The sequence below is a fragment of the Serratia sp. HMSC15F11 genome, from assembly GCF_001808215.1.
GTDB classification, from domain to species: Bacteria; Pseudomonadota; Gammaproteobacteria; order Enterobacterales; family Enterobacteriaceae; genus Serratia; species Serratia nevei.
In genome coordinates this window covers 21,974-38,427 of the sequence record NZ_KV792422.1, presented here as the reverse complement: position 1 = coordinate 38,427, position 16,454 = coordinate 21,974, and the positions used below count along the sequence as shown (strand labels likewise).

Below are 16,454 nucleotides of genomic sequence, written 5' to 3'. Positions count from 1 at the left end.
TCGCCATGACAATAACTCCTCAACAACTGATCGCACTGCTGCCGCTGTTGATCGTCGGATTGACGGTGGTGGTTGTGATGCTAGGCATTGCGTGGCGACGCGACCACTTTATCAACGCCACCCTGACCGTGATCGGTCTCAACCTGGCGCTGCTTTCGCTGTACTTTGTCGGCCAGGCAGGCCCAATGGACGTCACCCCGCTGCTGCGGGTTGACGGTTACTCGATGTTCTACACCGGGCTGGTGCTGCTGGCGAGTCTGGCGACCTGCACCTTCGCGTATCCGTGGCTGGTCGGCTATCCGGATAACCGCGAAGAGTTCTACCTGCTGGTGCTGATCGCCGCCATGGGCGGCATCCTGCTGGCGAGCGCCAACCATCTGGCTTCGCTGTTCATCGGTATCGAGTTGATCTCGCTGCCGCTGTTCGGCCTGGTGGGCTATGCCTACCGCCAGAAGCGCCCGCTGGAAGCCGCCATCAAGTACATGCTGCTGTCCGCCGCCGCGTCGTCGTTCCTGCTGTTCGGCATGGCGCTGCTGTATGCCGAATCCGGCGATCTGTCGCTGGCCGGCCTCGGCAAGAGCCTGCAGGAAAACATGATGCACCAGCCGCTGATCCTGGCCGGCATGGGCATGATGATCGTCGGTCTGGGCTTCAAACTGTCGCTGGTGCCGTTCCAACTGTGGACGCCGGACGTGTATCAGGGCGCGCCTGCGCCGGTCTCGACCTTCCTGGCGACCGCCAGCAAGATCGCGATCTTCGCGGTCGTGATGCGTCTGTTCCTGTATGCCCCGGCCGCCGACAACGAAGCGCTGCGCATGGTGCTGTCGATCATCGCGTTCTGCTCTATCTTGTTCGGTAACCTGATGGCCATCAGCCAGACCAACATCAAGCGTCTGCTGGGTTACTCGTCGATCGCTCACCTGGGCTACCTGCTGGTGGCGCTGATTGCGGTGCAAACCCACCAGCTGTCGCTGGAAACCGCCGGCGTTTACCTGGCCGGTTACCTGTTCAGCAGCCTGGGCGCCTTCGGCGTGGTCAGCCTGATGTCCAGCCCGTACCGCGGCCCGGATGCGGATTCGCTGTTCTCTTACCGTGGTCTGTTCTGGCATAAGCCAATTTTGTCCGCGGTGATGACGGTGATGATGCTGTCGCTGGCCGGTATCCCGATGACGCTGGGCTTTATCGGTAAGTTCTTCGTGATCGCGATGGGCGTCAGCGCACACCTGTGGTGGCTGACCGGCGCAGTCGTGGTAGGCAGCGCCATCGGCCTGTACTACTACCTGCGCGTGACCGTCAGCCTGTTCCTCAGCGCGCCGGAATCGCTGCAGCGCGATACCCCGAACAACTGGGCGTTGACCGCCGGTGGCGTCGTGGTGCTGATTTCAGCCGCGCTGGTGCTGCTGTTGGGCGTCTATCCGCAGCCGCTGATTTCGCTGGTGCAGATGGCTCAGCCGACGTTCTGATAACGCTTCAGACGGTAAAAAGGTCGCTTCGGCGACCTTTTTTTATGGGGAAACGGCACTCAGCCGTAATGGGCGCTAAACGACGTTTCCAGCGCCTGCACCACCGCGCGCACGCGGGCGGCACGTTGCAAATCGGGATGCAGCACCAGCCAGATATCCACCCAGTCTTTGTTCTCGGGGAACAGGCGCACCAGCTCAGGGTCTTTGTCCGCCAAAAACGCGGAGAGCAGACCGATGCCCAGTCCGCTGCGGGTGGCGGAGCGCAGCAGCAGCTGCGAATTGCATTGCAGCACGACGTTGGGCTCGTGCAGGGCCTCGCCGCAGAAATTGTTCCAGTGTCGCGGCACCAGCTCGCGCGGGAACATCAGCAGATCGTGGCCGCGCAGCTGCTCGCCCCTGACCGGCATGCCGCGCCGCGCCAAATAGTGCTGGGTGGCATACAGGCCCATTTCGATGGTGGCTAACCGTTTGATGATCAGCTCATCGTCATCGGGACGGGCACCGCGGATCGCCAGATCTGCGCCGTGGTAAGAAATATCGGCGATGTTGACCGCCGTCAGCAGCGTGACGGTGATGGCCGGATAGCGTTCCCGCAGATCTTGCAGTGCCGGCATCACGAAGGCTTCGGCCAGGGTGTCGGTGGTGGCGATGCGCACGTTGCCACACAGGCTTTCGTCACCGCTGGCGGCTTTACGGTTGATCGCCTGCACCGCATTTTCCATCTTCATCACGTCCGCCAGCATTTCCTCCCCCAGCGGGCTGAGGGCGAAGGATTTCGGCGTGCGGATAAACAGCTTGGAGCCGAGTGCGTCTTCGAAAGCGGACAGCCGTCGACCGACGGTCGCCTGATCGACATGCAGCTGGCTGGCGGCTTTGCGTAGCGTGCCGCAGCGCGCAACGGCCAAAAAGAAGCGCGCGTCGTCCCAATTCATCATGCCATTTCCTCTCTGCAGATTTGTCGGCGCCGTGGGGCTCGGGCCGGTGCGGGCGAACGACAACGGTTTCTATCATAAAGTGTTGTTCCGCCCGTGGGGAGAGAAAGACGGTTAACGGCCTGCTCATCGGCGGTTATTTCTCCGGTGATGCAAGAATGCATCAGGGTGATTCATTCTTGACGATACTTCGCCCTTTGCCGCAACGCTATGATAAGCGCCGTTCCCGGCAGGCCGGGTGAGAAAAGATATCGATGGCAGGCCGCCGCCTGCCGACTTTGGGAGTTGAAGCATGTCAGAAAATACCGCCGCCCAGAGCGCGGCACCGCAAAATGCTCAGGCGTCGCGCAGGACCATTTTATTGTTCCTGGCGCTGGCCTTGATGTCGGCATTGCTGAACAGCAGTGCGCCGACGCCGCTTTATCCGCTGTATCAGCAGCAGTTTGCACTGAGCTCCGTCAGTCTGACCGTCGTTTACGGCGCCTACGCCGCCGGCGTGCTGATCGCTTTGTTCGGCGTCGGCAATCTGGCCGGAAAAGTGAAGGATTTGCGCAGCATGATCGTGCCGGCATTGCTGGTGGTATTGAGCGGTGCGCTGCTGTTCGCGCGGGCTGATACCTTTGCCATGATGCTCATGGCGCGACTGTTGGCCGGGGTGGGCACCGGGGCATTGACCGGTGCGGCAAACATCGCGTTGGTGCGTTTTGGGCCACGAGACGGCGGTAAAAACGCCGCGTTGATCGCCACGTTGTCCTTTACCACAGGATTGGCGCTGGGCCCGATCTTCAGCGGCATCGCTTTGCAGACCGGTTTTCATCCCACGACGCTGCCGTTCGTTTTCATCATGGTCATTGCCGCCGTGGCTGCGTTGGGCGTGATGTTCTCGTGGCCGCGTGGCGTGGTTACGGCGCCGACCCATGCTGCGCCGGCTGCGACAGAAAAAAGCTCGCTGCTTGATGGTCTGCGTATCACCGGCGGTAAATTCTATGTCTGTGCCGGGGCGCTGTTTATCTGTTGGGCCCTGGCCGCCAGCATTTTGGCTATTGGCCCTAGCGTGGCGGAAACGCTGTTAGGCATGTACCAGCGGGGCGTCTTTGGCTATGCCATTGCGGTGTATCTGTTGATCGCCGGTATCAGCCAGATCCTGAGCCGTCGTCTTAACGCCCGTCATTCGCTGTTGTTCGGTTGCCTGGCGCAGGTGCTGGCGGCGGTGGTATTCGCCGCGGCGATCCAATGGCATTCACTGGGGCTGGCGGCGGCGGGGCTGGTGGTGGCCGGCTATGCTTACGGCGCCATTTTCGTTGGCAGCGCGACCCTGGTAAACCTGATTTCGCCGCCGGCCAGCCATGCACGTTTGCTTTCGCTGTTTTACGTGATTGCTTATATCGCCAACTGGGTGCCTATCTTACTGGGGATCGTGGTAGACCGCGTCGATCTGCAGCAGGCAACCCATCTGCTGTTCCTGAGCAGCACCACGGTATGCCTGTTGTTGGCATGGATGACGGTACGTGTAGGGTTCCCACGTTAATAATTTTGTGATTTAAGTCTATTTTATTTAATTAATTATTCTTTAATTGCATTTATATTGTGATTTTAATCACATGAAATGACCGGCTTTCGGGTAAACTGCGCGCTTTCTTTTTGCCGCGGGTCACTTTATGAACGTTCTTTTCGCCATTGCCGTTACTACCGGGATCCTCTCCGGCGTGTGGGGCTGGGTTGCCGTCAGCCTGGGGCTGATCGGTTGGGCCGGTTTTCTCGGCTGCACGGCGTATTTCGCCTGCCCGCAGGGTGGGTTGAAAGGGCTGGTGATCGGCGCGTTGACCTGCTGCAGCGGCGTCTTCTGGGCAATGGCGATCATCCACGGCAGCGAACTGGCGCCGCAGTGGAATCTCTTGGGGTATCTGCTGACCGGCGTCGTGGCATTCCTGATGTGCATTCAGGCCAAACAGCAGTGGCTGGGGTTTGTGCCCGGCACCTTTATCGGCGCCTGCGCGACCTTCGCCGGCGGCGGCGATTGGCCGCTGGTGACGCTTTCCCTGCTGGTGGGCCTGCTGTTCGGCTATGCGATGAAAAACAGCGGTCTGTGGTGGGCGGCGCGCAGCGAAAAAGCCCGCGCTACGCCGCCGATCGGCCCGAATGCCGGCTCAAACGGTGCCGCCGAGTGAGAGGCGGTAATGCAGATCGTGGCGCTCGGCGCAAGGTTCGCCCGCGATCCGCAACAGCAGCATTTCGGCGGCGGTTTTCCCCATGTCAAAGCGCGGCGTGATCACGCTGGCGATGCTCGGCGTGGTCGCCTGGCCAATATCCAGGCCGTGAAATCCCGATAACGCAACCTCCTGCGGCACGCGCACGCCGAGGCGCAGGCAGGCCTGCAACACGCCCACCGCCAGATCGTCGTTGGTGCACAGGATACCGTCGAGCTGCGGGTAACGTTCGCGCGCCATCGCCAGCATGTCGGCGCCGATCGAAACCGAAGAGACCCGATGCGGCGCGATCTGACGCGGCGTTTGCCCCTGAGACGCCATGGCGCGGCAGTAGCCCCGATAGCGTTTATTGTCGCGTGCGTCCGACATGGCGCCAAAGTAAACGATATGGCGTTTGCCGCTGGCGAGCAGCGCTTCGGTCATGTCATACCCCGCCTGTTCATTATCAAATCCCACCGCAATCCGCCCCGGCGGCGCGTCGAGATCCATCACCTGCGCGAGGGGGATTTTGGCGGCGCCGAGGTAGGTCTCTGTGCGCAAGGTATGCGCAGAGTCGGTGAGGATAAGCCCGGCGATCGGGTAGCTCAGCAGCTGTGCGATCTGCTCTTCTTCCCGCTGCGGGCTGTAATCGTAGTTCACCACCAGCGTTTGGTAACCCCGCGCTTGGGTAACGGATTCTATGCCGGCCAGCAGGTCGGCGAAGATCTGGTTGTTGAAGGAGGGGATCAGTACGCCGATGCGCGGTTTTCTGCCGGCCTGTGCGGTATCGGCATCTGTGACGTTCAGCTCCCGCATGACCTGCGCAATGCGTTCGGCGGTGTCGGCCGCCACTTTTTCCGGCGTGCGCAGAAAACGGCTGACGGTCATTTTGGTCACGCCGGCCAATTGTGCGATGTCCTGTAGCGTAACGCGGGGGTGTTTCATTCGGTGGCCTTCACGGGCGGCGCGGCAAGGGCGGATGGCGGTATGTTAACAAATCGATTTGGCGATAACAATGAATGCGCCTCTATTGAAAATAGCCACTTTTCAATTGGATAGATGATTTTTACCCGCGTGCTGCCTGCGTGAGATCACGTTAAGGGTAACAGGGTTTCGTAACATGATTTTCAGTGATTTCCATCACGTTTTTACCGGTAACAATCGGCTGAGATAGAGGCCTGTCCGATTGGAGGCCTGAAGGCCGGGAATCACCATGAACAACCTGTTTTCTCTGGATAATAAAATCGTCTTGATCACCGGCGCCTCGCGCGGCATCGGTTTTCTGCTGGCGCGCGGCCTGGCGCAGCAAGGCGCACATATTCTGGTCAACGCCACCACCGAAGAACATGCCCGGCACGCCGCCGATCGCCTGCGCGAAGAGGGGCTGCGTGCCGATGCGGCGGCGTTCGACGTCACCGATTCCCAGGCGGTGCATGCCGCCATCGACCGCATCGAAGCGGACATCGGCGCGATAGACGTCTTGATCAACAACGCCGGCATCCAGCGCCGTCATCCCTTCACCGAGTTCCCGGAGCAAGACTGGGACGACATCATCGCCGTCAACCAGAAAGCGGTATTCATCGTGTCACAGACCGTGGCGCGTTACATGGTGCCGCGCCGGCGCGGCAAGATAGTCAATATCGGTTCGATGCAAAGCGAGCTGGGCCGCGACACCATCACCCCTTATGCGGCGTCCAAGGGGGCGGTGAAAATGCTGACGCGCGGCATGTGCGTGGAGCTGGCGCGCTACAACATTCAGGTTAACGGCATTGCCCCCGGCTACTTCAAAACCGAGATGACGCAGGCGCTGGCCGACGATCCGGCCTTCACCGCCTGGCTGACCCAACGCACGCCCGCCGCGCGCTGGGGCGATCCGCAGGAGCTGATCGGCGCGGCGGTGTTCCTGGCCGCCGACGCCTCCGCCTTCGTCAACGGGCAGCTGCTGTTTGTCGATGGCGGCATGTCGGCGGCGGTGTAACCTTTTTTCGTGGAGTCTTGAGATGAAAATTCAAACCCAGTCCTGCGTGGTCAATGGCAAACGAGACGTGGCGGTGATCGCGCAAGAAGTGGATTTCCGGGGGCAGGGAACGCTGGTGAAAATCAGCCGCGGCGGTATCTGCGGCTCGGATCTGCATTACTTTCAGGAAGGCAAGGTCGGCAATTTTCAGGTGCGTCAGCCGATGGTGCTGGGCCATGAGGTGATCGGCGAGGTGGTCGCCAGCGATTCACCGCAGCTGCCGGTCGGGCAGAAGGTGGCGCTCAATCCCAGCAAACCCTGCGGGCAGTGCAAATACTGTCTGGCGCAGCAAAGCAATCAATGCGTCGAGATGCGTTTTTTCGGCAGCGCGATGTATTTTCCGCACGTTGACGGCGCTTTTACCCAATACAAAGTGGTGGATAGCGCGCAGTGTGTCCCTTACGGCGCCGATTGCGACGACAGGGTGATGGTGTTCGCCGAACCGCTGGCGGTGGCGATACACGCAGCGAAACAGCCCGGCGACGTGACGGGAAAAAAGGTCTTCGTGTCCGGCGTCGGCCCGATCGGCTGCCTGCTGGTGGCGGCGCTGAAAGCGCTGGGCGCCGCCGAGATTGTCTGTGCCGATCTCAGCCCACGCTGCCTGGCGATCGCCAGGCAAATGGGGGCCGATCGGTGCCTGCATGCCGCGGACGACGATGTTAGCGATTATCAGCAGGACAAGGGGTATTTCGATGTCGCCTTCGAAGTGGCGGGGCACCCGCAGTCGCTGCAGCGCTGCCTGGAGATCACCCGCGCCAAAGGCACCGTGGTGCAGGTGGGCATGGGCGGCAGCTTCCCCGATTTCCCGCTGATGTTGTTGATCGCCAAGGAGTTGAACCTGCTCGGATCCTTCCGCTTCGTGGCGGAGTTTGCGCTGGCGGTGGCGTGGCTGGCCGACGGCGTGGTCGATCCGCTGCCGTTGCTGTCGGCGGAGTTCGCCAGCGGGCAGCTGGCGCAGGCGCTGGAGTTTGCCGGCGATAAGCGCCAGGCCGCCAAGGTGCAATTGGTGTTTTAGGGTAAAAGTCTGATGGCCGCAGGCGGCGATCCTTGTCTATAGTGTAGGAACGCTTAATTTTTCAACCACGGAGATCTCACGATGGCAAGACATACGGATGCTGAGCAAACTACGCTGGATGACGATCTGAGAATGCTGACCGAGACGCTGGAAGAAGTGCTGCAATACACCGGCGATCGCGCGGATCAGGCTTACGTCGACATCAAGTCGCACGCCGAGCAGGCGCTGAGTGAGGTCAAGGCGCGCTGGGCGAACACCGGTGAATCCTACTACGCGCGCGCCAAAGAAGCGGTGCACCGCACCGACGACTACGTGCGGGATAAACCCTGGCACAGCGTAGGTATCGGCGCCACCGTCGGGCTGGTGCTGGGGCTGCTGCTGGCCCGTAAATAAATGACGGCATCGGGGCGGCGCAGGCCGCCTCGTGCTTTTCTGCAGACTGTGTTGTTCATCTCGCTGTTTCCCCGCTGGTTTTCCCTTATCCCGCCTATACTTCCCGCTAGCCGTCGTCGGAGCGCCTCTATTTCCCTTGTTTTTGTATGGACGGATTGAGCCGGCGCCGCCGCAAGTGTAAAGTGTTTGTGTTTTTATTGTTTGTTTTTTGTTCTAAATCAAATAATTATCTGGTGTAAACACCCAGGGATATACGGCGTTCTTGCGCTGGCGCAAAAGCCGTGAAAATAACACCTCATATAATACAGAGCGTAACTACAGGCGCGGCGTCCGTCGGCTGCGCCGGAGACGATCTCTGCTAACTGACTTGTGAGCGAACTATGTCGACAAGTGTTTTTAATCGCCGGTGGGCGGCTGTGCTGCTCGAGGCGCTGGCCCGCCATGGGGTACGGCATGTTTGTATCGCTCCGGGATCGCGCTCTACGCCGCTGACGCTGGCCGCTGCGGCCAACCGATCGTTTATCTGTCATACCCATTTTGATGAGCGCGGGCTCGGCCATCTGGCGCTTGGGCTGGCGAAGGCGGCGCGTGAGCCGGTGGCGGTGATCGTCACGTCCGGCACCGCGGCGGCGAACCTTTATCCCGCGCTGATCGAAGCCGGCCTGACCGGTGAGCGGCTGGTGTTTCTCACCGCCGATCGGCCGCCGGAGTTGATCGACTGCGGCGCCAATCAGGCGATCCGTCAAAACGGCCTCTACAGCAGCCACCCGACGCTGGCGATCGAGCTGCCGCGTCCTACCCCGGATATTCCGGCCGCGTGGCTGGCCTCCAGCGTCGACAGCGCGATGGCGCGCCTGCAGCACGGCGCTTTGCACATCAACTGCCCGTTCGCCGAGCCGCTGTACGGCGGCGACGAACGTCACTATGCCGATTGGTCCGCCGCGCTGGGCGACTGGTGGCAGAGCGATCGCCCGTGGCTGCAGGAAAGCGAGACGCATGCGGCGCCATTGCCGCAGCCGGACTGGTTCTTCTGGCGGCAGAAACGCGGCGTGGTGCTGGCCGGGCGCCTGAGCGCGCAAGAGGGCGCTCAGGTGGCCGAATGGGCCGCAACGCTGGGCTGGCCGCTGATCGGCGACGTGCTGTCGCAGACCGGGCAACCGCTGCCCTGCGCCGATTTGTGGCTCGCTCATCCGCAGGCGCAGCGCGTACTGCAAGATGCGCAACTGGTGGTGCAGTTCGGCGGCAGCCTGACCGGCAAACGCCTGCTGCAGTGGCAGGCGCAGTGCCGGCCCGAAGAGTATTGGGTCATCGACGAGCTGCCGGGGCGGCTCGATCCGGCCCAGCACCGGGGGCGGCGCCTGCGCGCCGGCGTGGCACAGTGGTTGGCGCAGCACCCGGCACAGCCGCGCGCGCCGTGGGCCGCCGGGCTGGCCGCGCTGGCGGATAAGGCGCTGACGGCGGCATCCACGCATCTGCACGATAGCTTTGGCGAAGCGCAGCTGGCGCACCGCCTGCCGGAACTGCTGCCGGTGAACGGCCAGCTGTTTCTCGGCAACAGCCTGGTGGTGCGACTGATCGACGCGTTAACGCCATTGCCCGTCGCCTACCCGGTATTCAGCAACCGCGGCGCCAGCGGCATCGACGGCCTGATCTCCACCGCCGCCGGCGTGCAGCGCGCCACCGCCAGACCGACGTTGGCGGTGATGGGCGATCTTTCCGCTCTGTATGACCTCAATGCGCTGGCGCTGCTGCGCCAGAGCTCGGCGCCGACGGTGCTGATCGTCGTCAACAACAACGGCGGCCAAATTTTCTCGCTGCTGCCGACGCCGGAAGAGGATCGTCAGCGCTTTTACTGCATGCCGCAGAACGTCGAGTTCAGCCACGCGGCGGCGATGTTCCAACTGGGTTACGCGCGGCCGGAGAACTGGAGCCAGCTGCAACAGGCGGTTGAACAAGGCTGGCGGCGCGGCGGCGCCACGCTTATCGAACTGCAGGTGACGCCGAGCGCGGGGGCCGAAAGCCTGCAATACCTGGTGCAACAGATGGCGGTGCAATGATGCTGGCGACGCGAATTTTGCAACAGGGCGAAGCGGGCCGCCCGTGGCTGGTGTGGCTGCATGGCCTGCTTGGCAACAACAATGAATGGCGGGTGATCGCCGCACGCTGCCCGGAATGGCCATCGCTGGCCATCGATCTGCCCGGCCACGGCGATTCCGTGGCGGTGAGTTGCCGCGGCTTCGACGACATCAGCGCGCAGATCGCCGCCACGCTGCAGCTGCGCAATATCGAACGTTATTGGCTGGTGGGCTACTCGCTCGGCGGGCGCATCGCCATGTATCACGCCTGCCACGGCCGCCATGCCGGCCTGCAGGGGGTGATCGTCGAGGGCGGCAACCCGGGGCTGGAGGACGAAGAGCAGCGCCGCCGGCGCTGCGAACAGGATGCGCTGTGGGCGGCGCGTTTTCGCAGTGAGCCGATCGCCGAGGTCCTGGCGGATTGGTACCAGCAGCCGGTGTTCAAAGAGCTTAGCCACGTGCACCGTCAGGCGCTGATCGCCGCGCGCTCGGTCAACAGCGGCCCGGCGATCGCCGACATGCTCGAAGCCACGTCGCTCGGGCGGCAGCCCTATCTGGCGCCGCAGCTGCGCCAACTGAGCGTGCCGCTGCAGGTGCTGTGCGGTGAGAACGACCCCAAATTTCAACGGCTGGCGCGCGACGCCGGGTTGCCGTTGCGCATCGTGCCGCAGGCCGGGCACAACGCGCATCTGGCCAATCCGCAGGATTTCGTCGCCGAGCTGCAGACCTTTCTCGTTAACCCTGGTTAAAGGAACCGAACATGCTTTATCCGAATGAAGAACAGCTGTATGCCGCCATCGTCTGGCAGGATTGCACCGGCGATTTCGAAGACATTCTGTATCACAAGTCCGCCGACGGCATCGCCAAAATCACCATTAACCGGCCGCAGGTGCGCAATGCGTTTCGTCCGCAAACGGTCAAAGAGATGATTGACGCGCTGGCCAACGCCCGTTACGACGATGGCATCGGCGTCATTATTCTGACCGGCGCCGGCGATAAGGCCTTCTGCTCCGGTGGCGATCAGAAAGTGCGCGGCGACTACGGCGGCTATCGCGACGACAGCGGCGTGCATCACCTCAACGTGCTGGACTTCCAGCGCCAGATCCGCACCTGCCCGAAACCGGTGGTGGCGATGGTGGCCGGTTATTCGATCGGCGGCGGACACGTGCTGCACATGATGTGCGATCTGACCATCGCGGCGGATAACGCCATCTTCGGCCAGACCGGCCCGAAAGTGGGCTCGTTCGACGGCGGCTGGGGCGCATCTTACATGGCGCGCATCGTCGGCCAGAAGAAGGCGCGCGAAATCTGGTTCCTGTGCCGCCAGTACGATGCCGCTGCCGCGTTGGACATGGGCCTGGTCAATACCGTGGTGCCGTTGGCCGACCTGGAGAAAGAGACGGTGCGCTGGTGCCGAGAAATGCTGCAGAACAGCCCGATGGCGCTGCGCTGCCTGAAGGCGGCGCTGAACGCCGACTGCGACGGCCAGGCCGGTTTGCAGGAGCTGGCGGGCAACGCCACCATGCTGTTCTACATGACCGACGAAGGGCAGGAAGGGCGCAACGCGTTCAACGAGAAGCGTCAGCCGGACTTCAGCAAATTCAAGCGTAACCCGTAATGAGCGGGGTAAACCGCAGCGCGGCGCTTTACCGTTACAGCCTGCCGATGGAGGCGGGCGTGGTGCTGCGCAATCAGCGGTTGAAAACGCGTGACGGATGGGTGGTGCAGCTGCGTCAGGGCGAGCGTGAAGGCTGGGGCGAGATCGCGCCGCTGCCGGAATTCAGCCGGGAAACGTCGGGGCAGGCCGAACAGGCCGCGTTGGACTGGCTGCAGGCCTGGTTGGCGGGCAACGAACCGGATGACAGCACGCTGCCCTCGGTGGCCTTTGGGATTAGCTGCGCGCAGGCCGAGCTGGAGCAGCGTTTGCCGATGCGGGCGGATTTCCGCAAGGCGCCGCTGTGCACCGGCGATCCGGACGAGCTGTTCGAGATATTGAGCGCCTTGCCGGGCGAGAAAGTCGCGAAAGTGAAGGTGGGGCTGTATGAAGCGGTGCGCGACGGCATGATCGTCAACGTGCTGCTGGAGGCGCTGCCGGATCTTCGGCTGCGGTTGGATGCCAACCGCAGCTGGACCCGCGCCAAAGCCGACGGCTTCGCCAAATACGTCAACCCGGCGTGGCGCGATCGCATCGCCTTTTTGGAAGAGCCCTGCAAGACCCGTGATGAATCGCGCGATTTCGCCCGGGCGACCGGCATTGCCATCGCCTGGGATGAGAGCGTGCGTGAGGCGGACTTTGTGGTGCAGGCCGAGCCGGGCGTGGCAGCCATCGTGATCAAACCGACGCTGGTCGGCAGCCTGGCGCGCTGCCAGGCGCTGGTGGCGCAGGCGCATGCGGCGGGGCTGACGGCGGTGATCAGTTCCAGCATCGAGTCCAGCCTGGGGTTAACTCAGCTGGCGCGCATCGCCCGCTGGCTGACGCCGGACACCGTGCCGGGGCTGGACACGCTGGGGTTGATGCAGGCGCAGGTGCTGCGCCCGTGGCCGGGCAGCGCGTTGCCGCTGTTGGATGTCTCGGCGTTGGAGTGCCTATGGCGCCGTTGAACGATTGGCCGTGGCGACACTGGGCGCGCACTCAGCCGCAGGCGACGGCGCTGATGCTCGGCGAACAACCGCTGAGCTGGCTGGCGTTGCAAAGCCAGGTGGATGAGCTGGCGGCGGATTTCCAGCATCAGGGCGTTGAACCGGGCTGCGGCGTGGCGCTGTGCGGTAAAAACAGCTATCCACTGCTGCTGGCCTATCTGGCGCTGTTGCAGTGCGGCGCACGCCTGTTGCCGCTCAATCCCGCCTTGCCGACGCCGCTGCTGGCGCAGCTGTTGCCGGAATTGGATATGACCTTTGTCTTCGGCCCGGACTCGTTGCCGGTGCTGCCGGAAGGCGTGATTCGATTGACCCCGCCGTCGACCGAGCCGCGTTGGCCAGACCTGCCGACGTGGGATGCGCAGCGTCTGGCGACGCTGACGTTGACCTCCGGTTCCAGCGGCATGCCGAAAGCGGCCGCGCACAGCTACGCCAACCATCTGGCCAGCGCCGCCGGGGTGTTGGAGCTGATGGCGTTTCAGCGCGAGGATTGCTGGCTGCTGTCATTGCCGCTGTTTCACGTCTCCGGACAGGGCATTGTCTGGCGCTGGCTGGCGGCGGGCGCCCGGTTGGCGGTGCGCGAGATGCACCCGCTGAACGAGGCGTTGGCGGGATGCACGCATGCCTCGTTGGTGCCGACCCAGCTGTGGCGGCTGCTGGCGCAACCGCTGGCGGGCATGACGCTGAAGGCGGTGCTGCTCGGCGGCGCGATGATCCCGGTGGAACTGACCGAGCGGGCGGAGGAGGCGGGGATCCGCTGCTGGTGCGGCTACGGCTTGACCGAACTGGCTTCCACGGTGTGCGCCAAGCGCGCCGATGCGCGGCCGGGCGTTGGCCTGCCGCTCGGCGGCCGCGAGATCAAACTGGTGGACGAAGAAGTCTGGATCCGCGCCGAGAGCCTGGCGCTCGGCTACTGGCGTCATGGGCATCTGCAGCCGCTGGCCGATGAACAGGGCTGGTTTGCGACCCGCGATCGCGGCGCGATGGCCGAGGGGGAACTGCGTATTCTCGGCCGGTTGGACAACCTGTTCTTCAGCGGCGGTGAAGGGGTGCAGCCGGAGGATATCGAACGCGTGCTGGCGGCGCATCCGCAGATCACGCAGGCGTTTGTGGTGCCGGTGGTGGATGCCGAGTTCGGCCAGCGGCCGGTGGCGGTGATCGACGGCGATCCGACGCTGTCGCTGGCGACGCTGCTCGCCTGGTCGCAGGATAAGCTCGCCAATTTCCAACGCCCGACGGCATTGCTTCCGCTGCCTGACGAGCTGAAAAACGGCGGCATCAAGATTTCGCGCCGCCAGTTGCAGCAGTGGGTGGCGCAGCGTCTCTCTCAGGCATAAAAAAGCCGCCCGAAAGGGCGGCTGAGCGGATGGCTGCAGGGGGTTATTTCAGCCCCAGCGCCTTGGCGACGCCGGCACCGTAGTCCGGGTGCACCTTGGTGAACAGCTCGACCTGACGGCGCTGGATGTGTTCCGGCACCTGCGACAGTTCGCCGGCGATGCGGGTGAACATGCGCTGGTGCTCTTCGGCGCTCAGCAGGTTAAACAGCGCGCGCGGCTGGCTGTAGTAATCGTCGTCTTCGCGATGATTCCAGTGGTCGGCGGCGCCCTCAATGCTCAGCGGCGGCTCGCTGAAGTCCGGCTGCTCCTGGAACAGGCCGAAGCTGTTCGGTTCGTAGGTGGCGCCGTTGCCGCTGTTGCCGTCCACGCGCATCGCGCCGTCGCGATGGTAGTTGTGGAACGGGCATTTGGTGCCGTTCACCGGGATCTGGTGGTGGTTGACGCCCAAGCGATAACGGTGCGCATCGCCATAGGAGAACAGACGGCCCTGCAGCATTTTATCCGGTGAGAAACTGATGCCCGGCACCACGTTGGCGGGGTTCATCGCTACCTGCTCAACCTCTGAGAAGTAGTTGTCGGGGTTGCGGTTCAGCTCGAAATAGCCGACGTCGATCAGCGGATAGTCGCCGTGCGGCCAGACCTTGGTCAGATCGAACGGGTTATACGGCGTCTGCGAGGCTTCGTGTTCCGGCATGATCTGAATTTGCAGCTTCCAGCGCGGGAAGTCGCCGCGTTTGATCGCGTCGAACAGATCGCGCTGTGAGCTTTCGCGATCCTTGGCGATGATCGCTTCTGCTTCTTCATCCATCAGGTTTTCAATGCCTTGCTCGCAGCGGAAGTGGAATTTCACCCAGAAACGTTCGTTGGCGGCATTGATAAAGCTGAAGGTGTGGCTGCCGAAACCGTGCATGTGACGGTAGGATTTCGGAATGCCGCGATCGCTGAAGTCGATGGTCAGCTGGTGCAGCGATTCCGGCAGGTGGGAGAAGAAGTCCCACTTGTAGACGGGGTTGCGCAGGTTGGTATGCGGATCGCGTTTCACCACGTGGTTAAGGTCGGGGAATTTCAGCGGATCGCGCAGATAGAACACCGGCGTATCGTTGCCCACCAAATCCCAGTTGCCTTCTTCGGTATAGAACTTCATGGCGAAACCGCGAATGTCGCGTTCGGCGTCGGCCGCGCCGCGCTCACCGGCGACGGTGGAGAAGCGGATAAACATGTCGGTCTGCTTACCGATTTCGGAGAAGATCTTGGCGCGCGTGTAGCGGGTGATGTCATGGGTGACGGTAAAGGTGCCGTAGGCGCCGGATCCTTTGGCGTGCATGCGGCGCTCGGGGATGACCTCGCGGTCGAAGTGGGCCAGTTTTTCCAGGAACCACACGTCCTGCAACAGCATCGGGCCGCGTTTGCCCGCGGTGATCACGTTATTGTTATCGACAACCGGGGCGCCGGCTGCGGTGGTCAGTCCTTTCTTGCTCATCACTTGCTCCTTATCGTAGTGCAGTTAAGTAAAGACTCGGGCGGTTTAAGCGTTCATCAGCATAGTCCTTTGGCGGGGCTTCTTCCCCTGACCTTGGTCAAAGCCACTACTAGTTGTAGCCCTATTGCCGAGCGACGGCAAATAGGTCTCGGTTATCGTTGGCATCGCCTTGACGAATAAGGATTTTTGTTTGCAAATTTTTACATTTATTTGATTATTGAAGAATTTTTTCGCTTTTATCCCTTAAATACTCATTGCGCTTTGGTATAGACTCATGACGTTATTATTTTGCGTTGATTCGATCATTCGGTACGGATGACAAACCAGAGGGAAAGATGATGAAAAAGACTTGGGTCGCGTGCGCGGCAGGATTGCTGTTTGTGACCGGCGCGGCGAACGCCATCAGCGTGTCGGGCGAAGCCGGGCAACACTACACCAACCTGGGCGTTGGCATGAGCACCGGCTCTTCAGGTCTGGGCCTGACCGGCAACTGGGCGCGCAGCGACCACGACGGTAACGTCGGCAGCGTGGGGTTGAACTTCGGCGTGCCGCTGGGGCCGTTGACGGCGACCGTGGGCGCCAAAGCGCTGTACCTCAGCCCGAAAGATGGGAAGAGCGGCGGGGCGGTGGCGCTGGGCGGCGGCCTGGAGTGGGAAATTAACCGTTACTTCAGCCTGCACGGCGAAGGTTACTTTGCCCCTGACTCTTTCACCAGCGGCGTGAAGGCCTATAACGAAGCCAGCGGCGGCCTGCGCTGGAAGTTCCGTCCGCTGAGCGTGGACGTGGGCTACCGTTACATGCAAATGGAAGGCAAAGACGGGCGTCGCGACAACACCCTGGCCGATGGCCCTTATGTCGGTGTCGGTCTGAGCTTCTGACGCTGCGAAAAAGGGGCCTTCAGGCCCCTTTATCTTTTCTG

Annotated in this window: 15 protein-coding genes; 12 read left to right on the top strand and 3 right to left on the bottom strand. The window is 62.3% G+C overall.

Annotated features, from left to right (window positions below):
- Window positions 1-5 precede the first annotated feature (5 nt).
- Window positions 6-1,463, top strand: a complete 1,458-nt coding sequence (gene nuoN / locus HMPREF3138_RS07400; RefSeq protein WP_033635324.1) for an NADH-quinone oxidoreductase subunit NuoN — start codon at window positions 6-8, stop codon at window positions 1,461-1,463.
- A gap of 59 nt (window positions 1,464-1,522) precedes the next feature.
- On the opposite strand, the gene HMPREF3138_RS07395 is transcribed toward nuoN, so the two are convergent.
- Window positions 1,523-2,398, bottom strand: coding sequence for a LysR family transcriptional regulator (locus tag HMPREF3138_RS07395; protein ID WP_038876397.1), 876 nt, complete (start codon window positions 2,396-2,398; stop codon window positions 1,523-1,525).
- Window positions 2,399-2,687: 289 nt separating this feature from the next.
- Here HMPREF3138_RS07395 and HMPREF3138_RS07390 point away from each other — a divergent pair, with 289 nt between their 5' ends.
- Window positions 2,688-3,923 carry an MFS transporter gene (locus HMPREF3138_RS07390; protein ID WP_038876395.1) on the top strand — a complete coding sequence of 412 codons (1,236 nt, stop codon included), beginning with the start codon at window positions 2,688-2,690 and terminating at the stop codon, window positions 3,921-3,923.
- A 130-nt stretch (window positions 3,924-4,053) separates the two neighbouring features.
- Window positions 4,054-4,563 carry a DUF1097 domain-containing protein gene (locus tag HMPREF3138_RS07385; RefSeq protein ID WP_038876393.1) on the top strand — a complete coding sequence of 170 codons (510 nt, stop codon included), beginning with the start codon at window positions 4,054-4,056 and terminating at the stop codon, window positions 4,561-4,563.
- Here HMPREF3138_RS07385 and HMPREF3138_RS07380 read toward each other — a convergent pair.
- Complete coding sequence (locus tag HMPREF3138_RS07380; RefSeq protein ID WP_038876391.1) at window positions 4,543-5,526, bottom strand: LacI family DNA-binding transcriptional regulator; 984 nt, start codon at window positions 5,524-5,526, stop codon at window positions 4,543-4,545. The two genes, HMPREF3138_RS07385 and HMPREF3138_RS07380, sit on opposite strands and share 21 nt — an antisense overlap.
- Window positions 5,527-5,794: 268 nt before the next feature.
- On the opposite strand from HMPREF3138_RS07380, the gene idnO reads away from it, so the two are divergent.
- From idnO to menE, 8 genes are all read left to right on the top strand, one after another.
- Window positions 5,795-6,559: a gluconate 5-dehydrogenase gene (gene idnO, locus HMPREF3138_RS07375; protein ID WP_038876389.1), complete on the top strand. Its 765-nt coding sequence runs from the start codon at window positions 5,795-5,797 to the stop codon at window positions 6,557-6,559.
- A 22-nt stretch (window positions 6,560-6,581) separates the two neighbouring features.
- Window positions 6,582-7,613 carry an L-idonate 5-dehydrogenase gene (gene idnD, locus HMPREF3138_RS07370; protein ID WP_038876387.1) on the top strand — a complete coding sequence of 344 codons (1,032 nt, stop codon included), beginning with the start codon at window positions 6,582-6,584 and terminating at the stop codon, window positions 7,611-7,613.
- Between the two features lie 81 nt (window positions 7,614-7,694).
- Window positions 7,695-8,006, top strand: a complete 312-nt coding sequence (gene elaB, locus HMPREF3138_RS07365) for a stress response protein ElaB (protein WP_025160172.1) — start codon at window positions 7,695-7,697, stop codon at window positions 8,004-8,006.
- 380 nt (window positions 8,007-8,386) lie between these two features.
- Window positions 8,387-10,063 (top strand): 2-succinyl-5-enolpyruvyl-6-hydroxy-3-cyclohexene-1-carboxylic-acid synthase, encoded by a 1,677-nt coding sequence (gene menD / locus HMPREF3138_RS07360; RefSeq protein WP_038876385.1) that lies wholly within the window; start codon window positions 8,387-8,389, stop codon window positions 10,061-10,063.
- Window positions 10,060-10,830, top strand: coding sequence for a 2-succinyl-6-hydroxy-2,4-cyclohexadiene-1-carboxylate synthase (menH, locus tag HMPREF3138_RS07355; protein ID WP_038876383.1), 771 nt, complete (start codon window positions 10,060-10,062; stop codon window positions 10,828-10,830). The genes menD and menH overlap by 4 nt, the downstream gene beginning before the upstream one ends.
- An 11-nt stretch (window positions 10,831-10,841) precedes the next feature.
- The gene (gene menB / locus HMPREF3138_RS07350) at window positions 10,842-11,699 is read left to right on the top strand and encodes a 1,4-dihydroxy-2-naphthoyl-CoA synthase (RefSeq protein WP_038876382.1); all 858 of its coding nucleotides are present in this window, start codon (window positions 10,842-10,844) and stop codon (window positions 11,697-11,699) included.
- Window positions 11,699-12,682, top strand: coding sequence for an o-succinylbenzoate synthase (gene menC, locus HMPREF3138_RS07345; RefSeq protein ID WP_038876380.1), 984 nt, complete (start codon window positions 11,699-11,701; stop codon window positions 12,680-12,682). The genes menB and menC overlap by 1 nt, the downstream gene beginning before the upstream one ends.
- Entirely contained in the window at window positions 12,670-14,055 is a 1,386-nt protein-coding gene (menE, locus tag HMPREF3138_RS07340; RefSeq protein WP_038876378.1) for an o-succinylbenzoate--CoA ligase, read from the top strand. Before menC ends, menE begins: the two co-directional genes overlap by 13 nt.
- 43 nt (window positions 14,056-14,098) lie before the next feature.
- Here the strand turns inward: menE and katA are convergent, their stop codons facing one another.
- Window positions 14,099-15,535: a catalase KatA gene (gene katA, locus HMPREF3138_RS07335; protein ID WP_038876376.1), complete on the bottom strand. Its 1,437-nt coding sequence runs from the start codon at window positions 15,533-15,535 to the stop codon at window positions 14,099-14,101.
- Window positions 15,536-15,873: 338 nt separating this feature from the next.
- On the opposite strand from katA, the gene HMPREF3138_RS07330 reads away from it, so the two are divergent.
- Complete coding sequence (locus HMPREF3138_RS07330; protein ID WP_038876374.1) at window positions 15,874-16,413, top strand: YfaZ family outer membrane protein; 540 nt, start codon at window positions 15,874-15,876, stop codon at window positions 16,411-16,413.
- Window positions 16,414-16,454 lie beyond the last annotated feature (41 nt).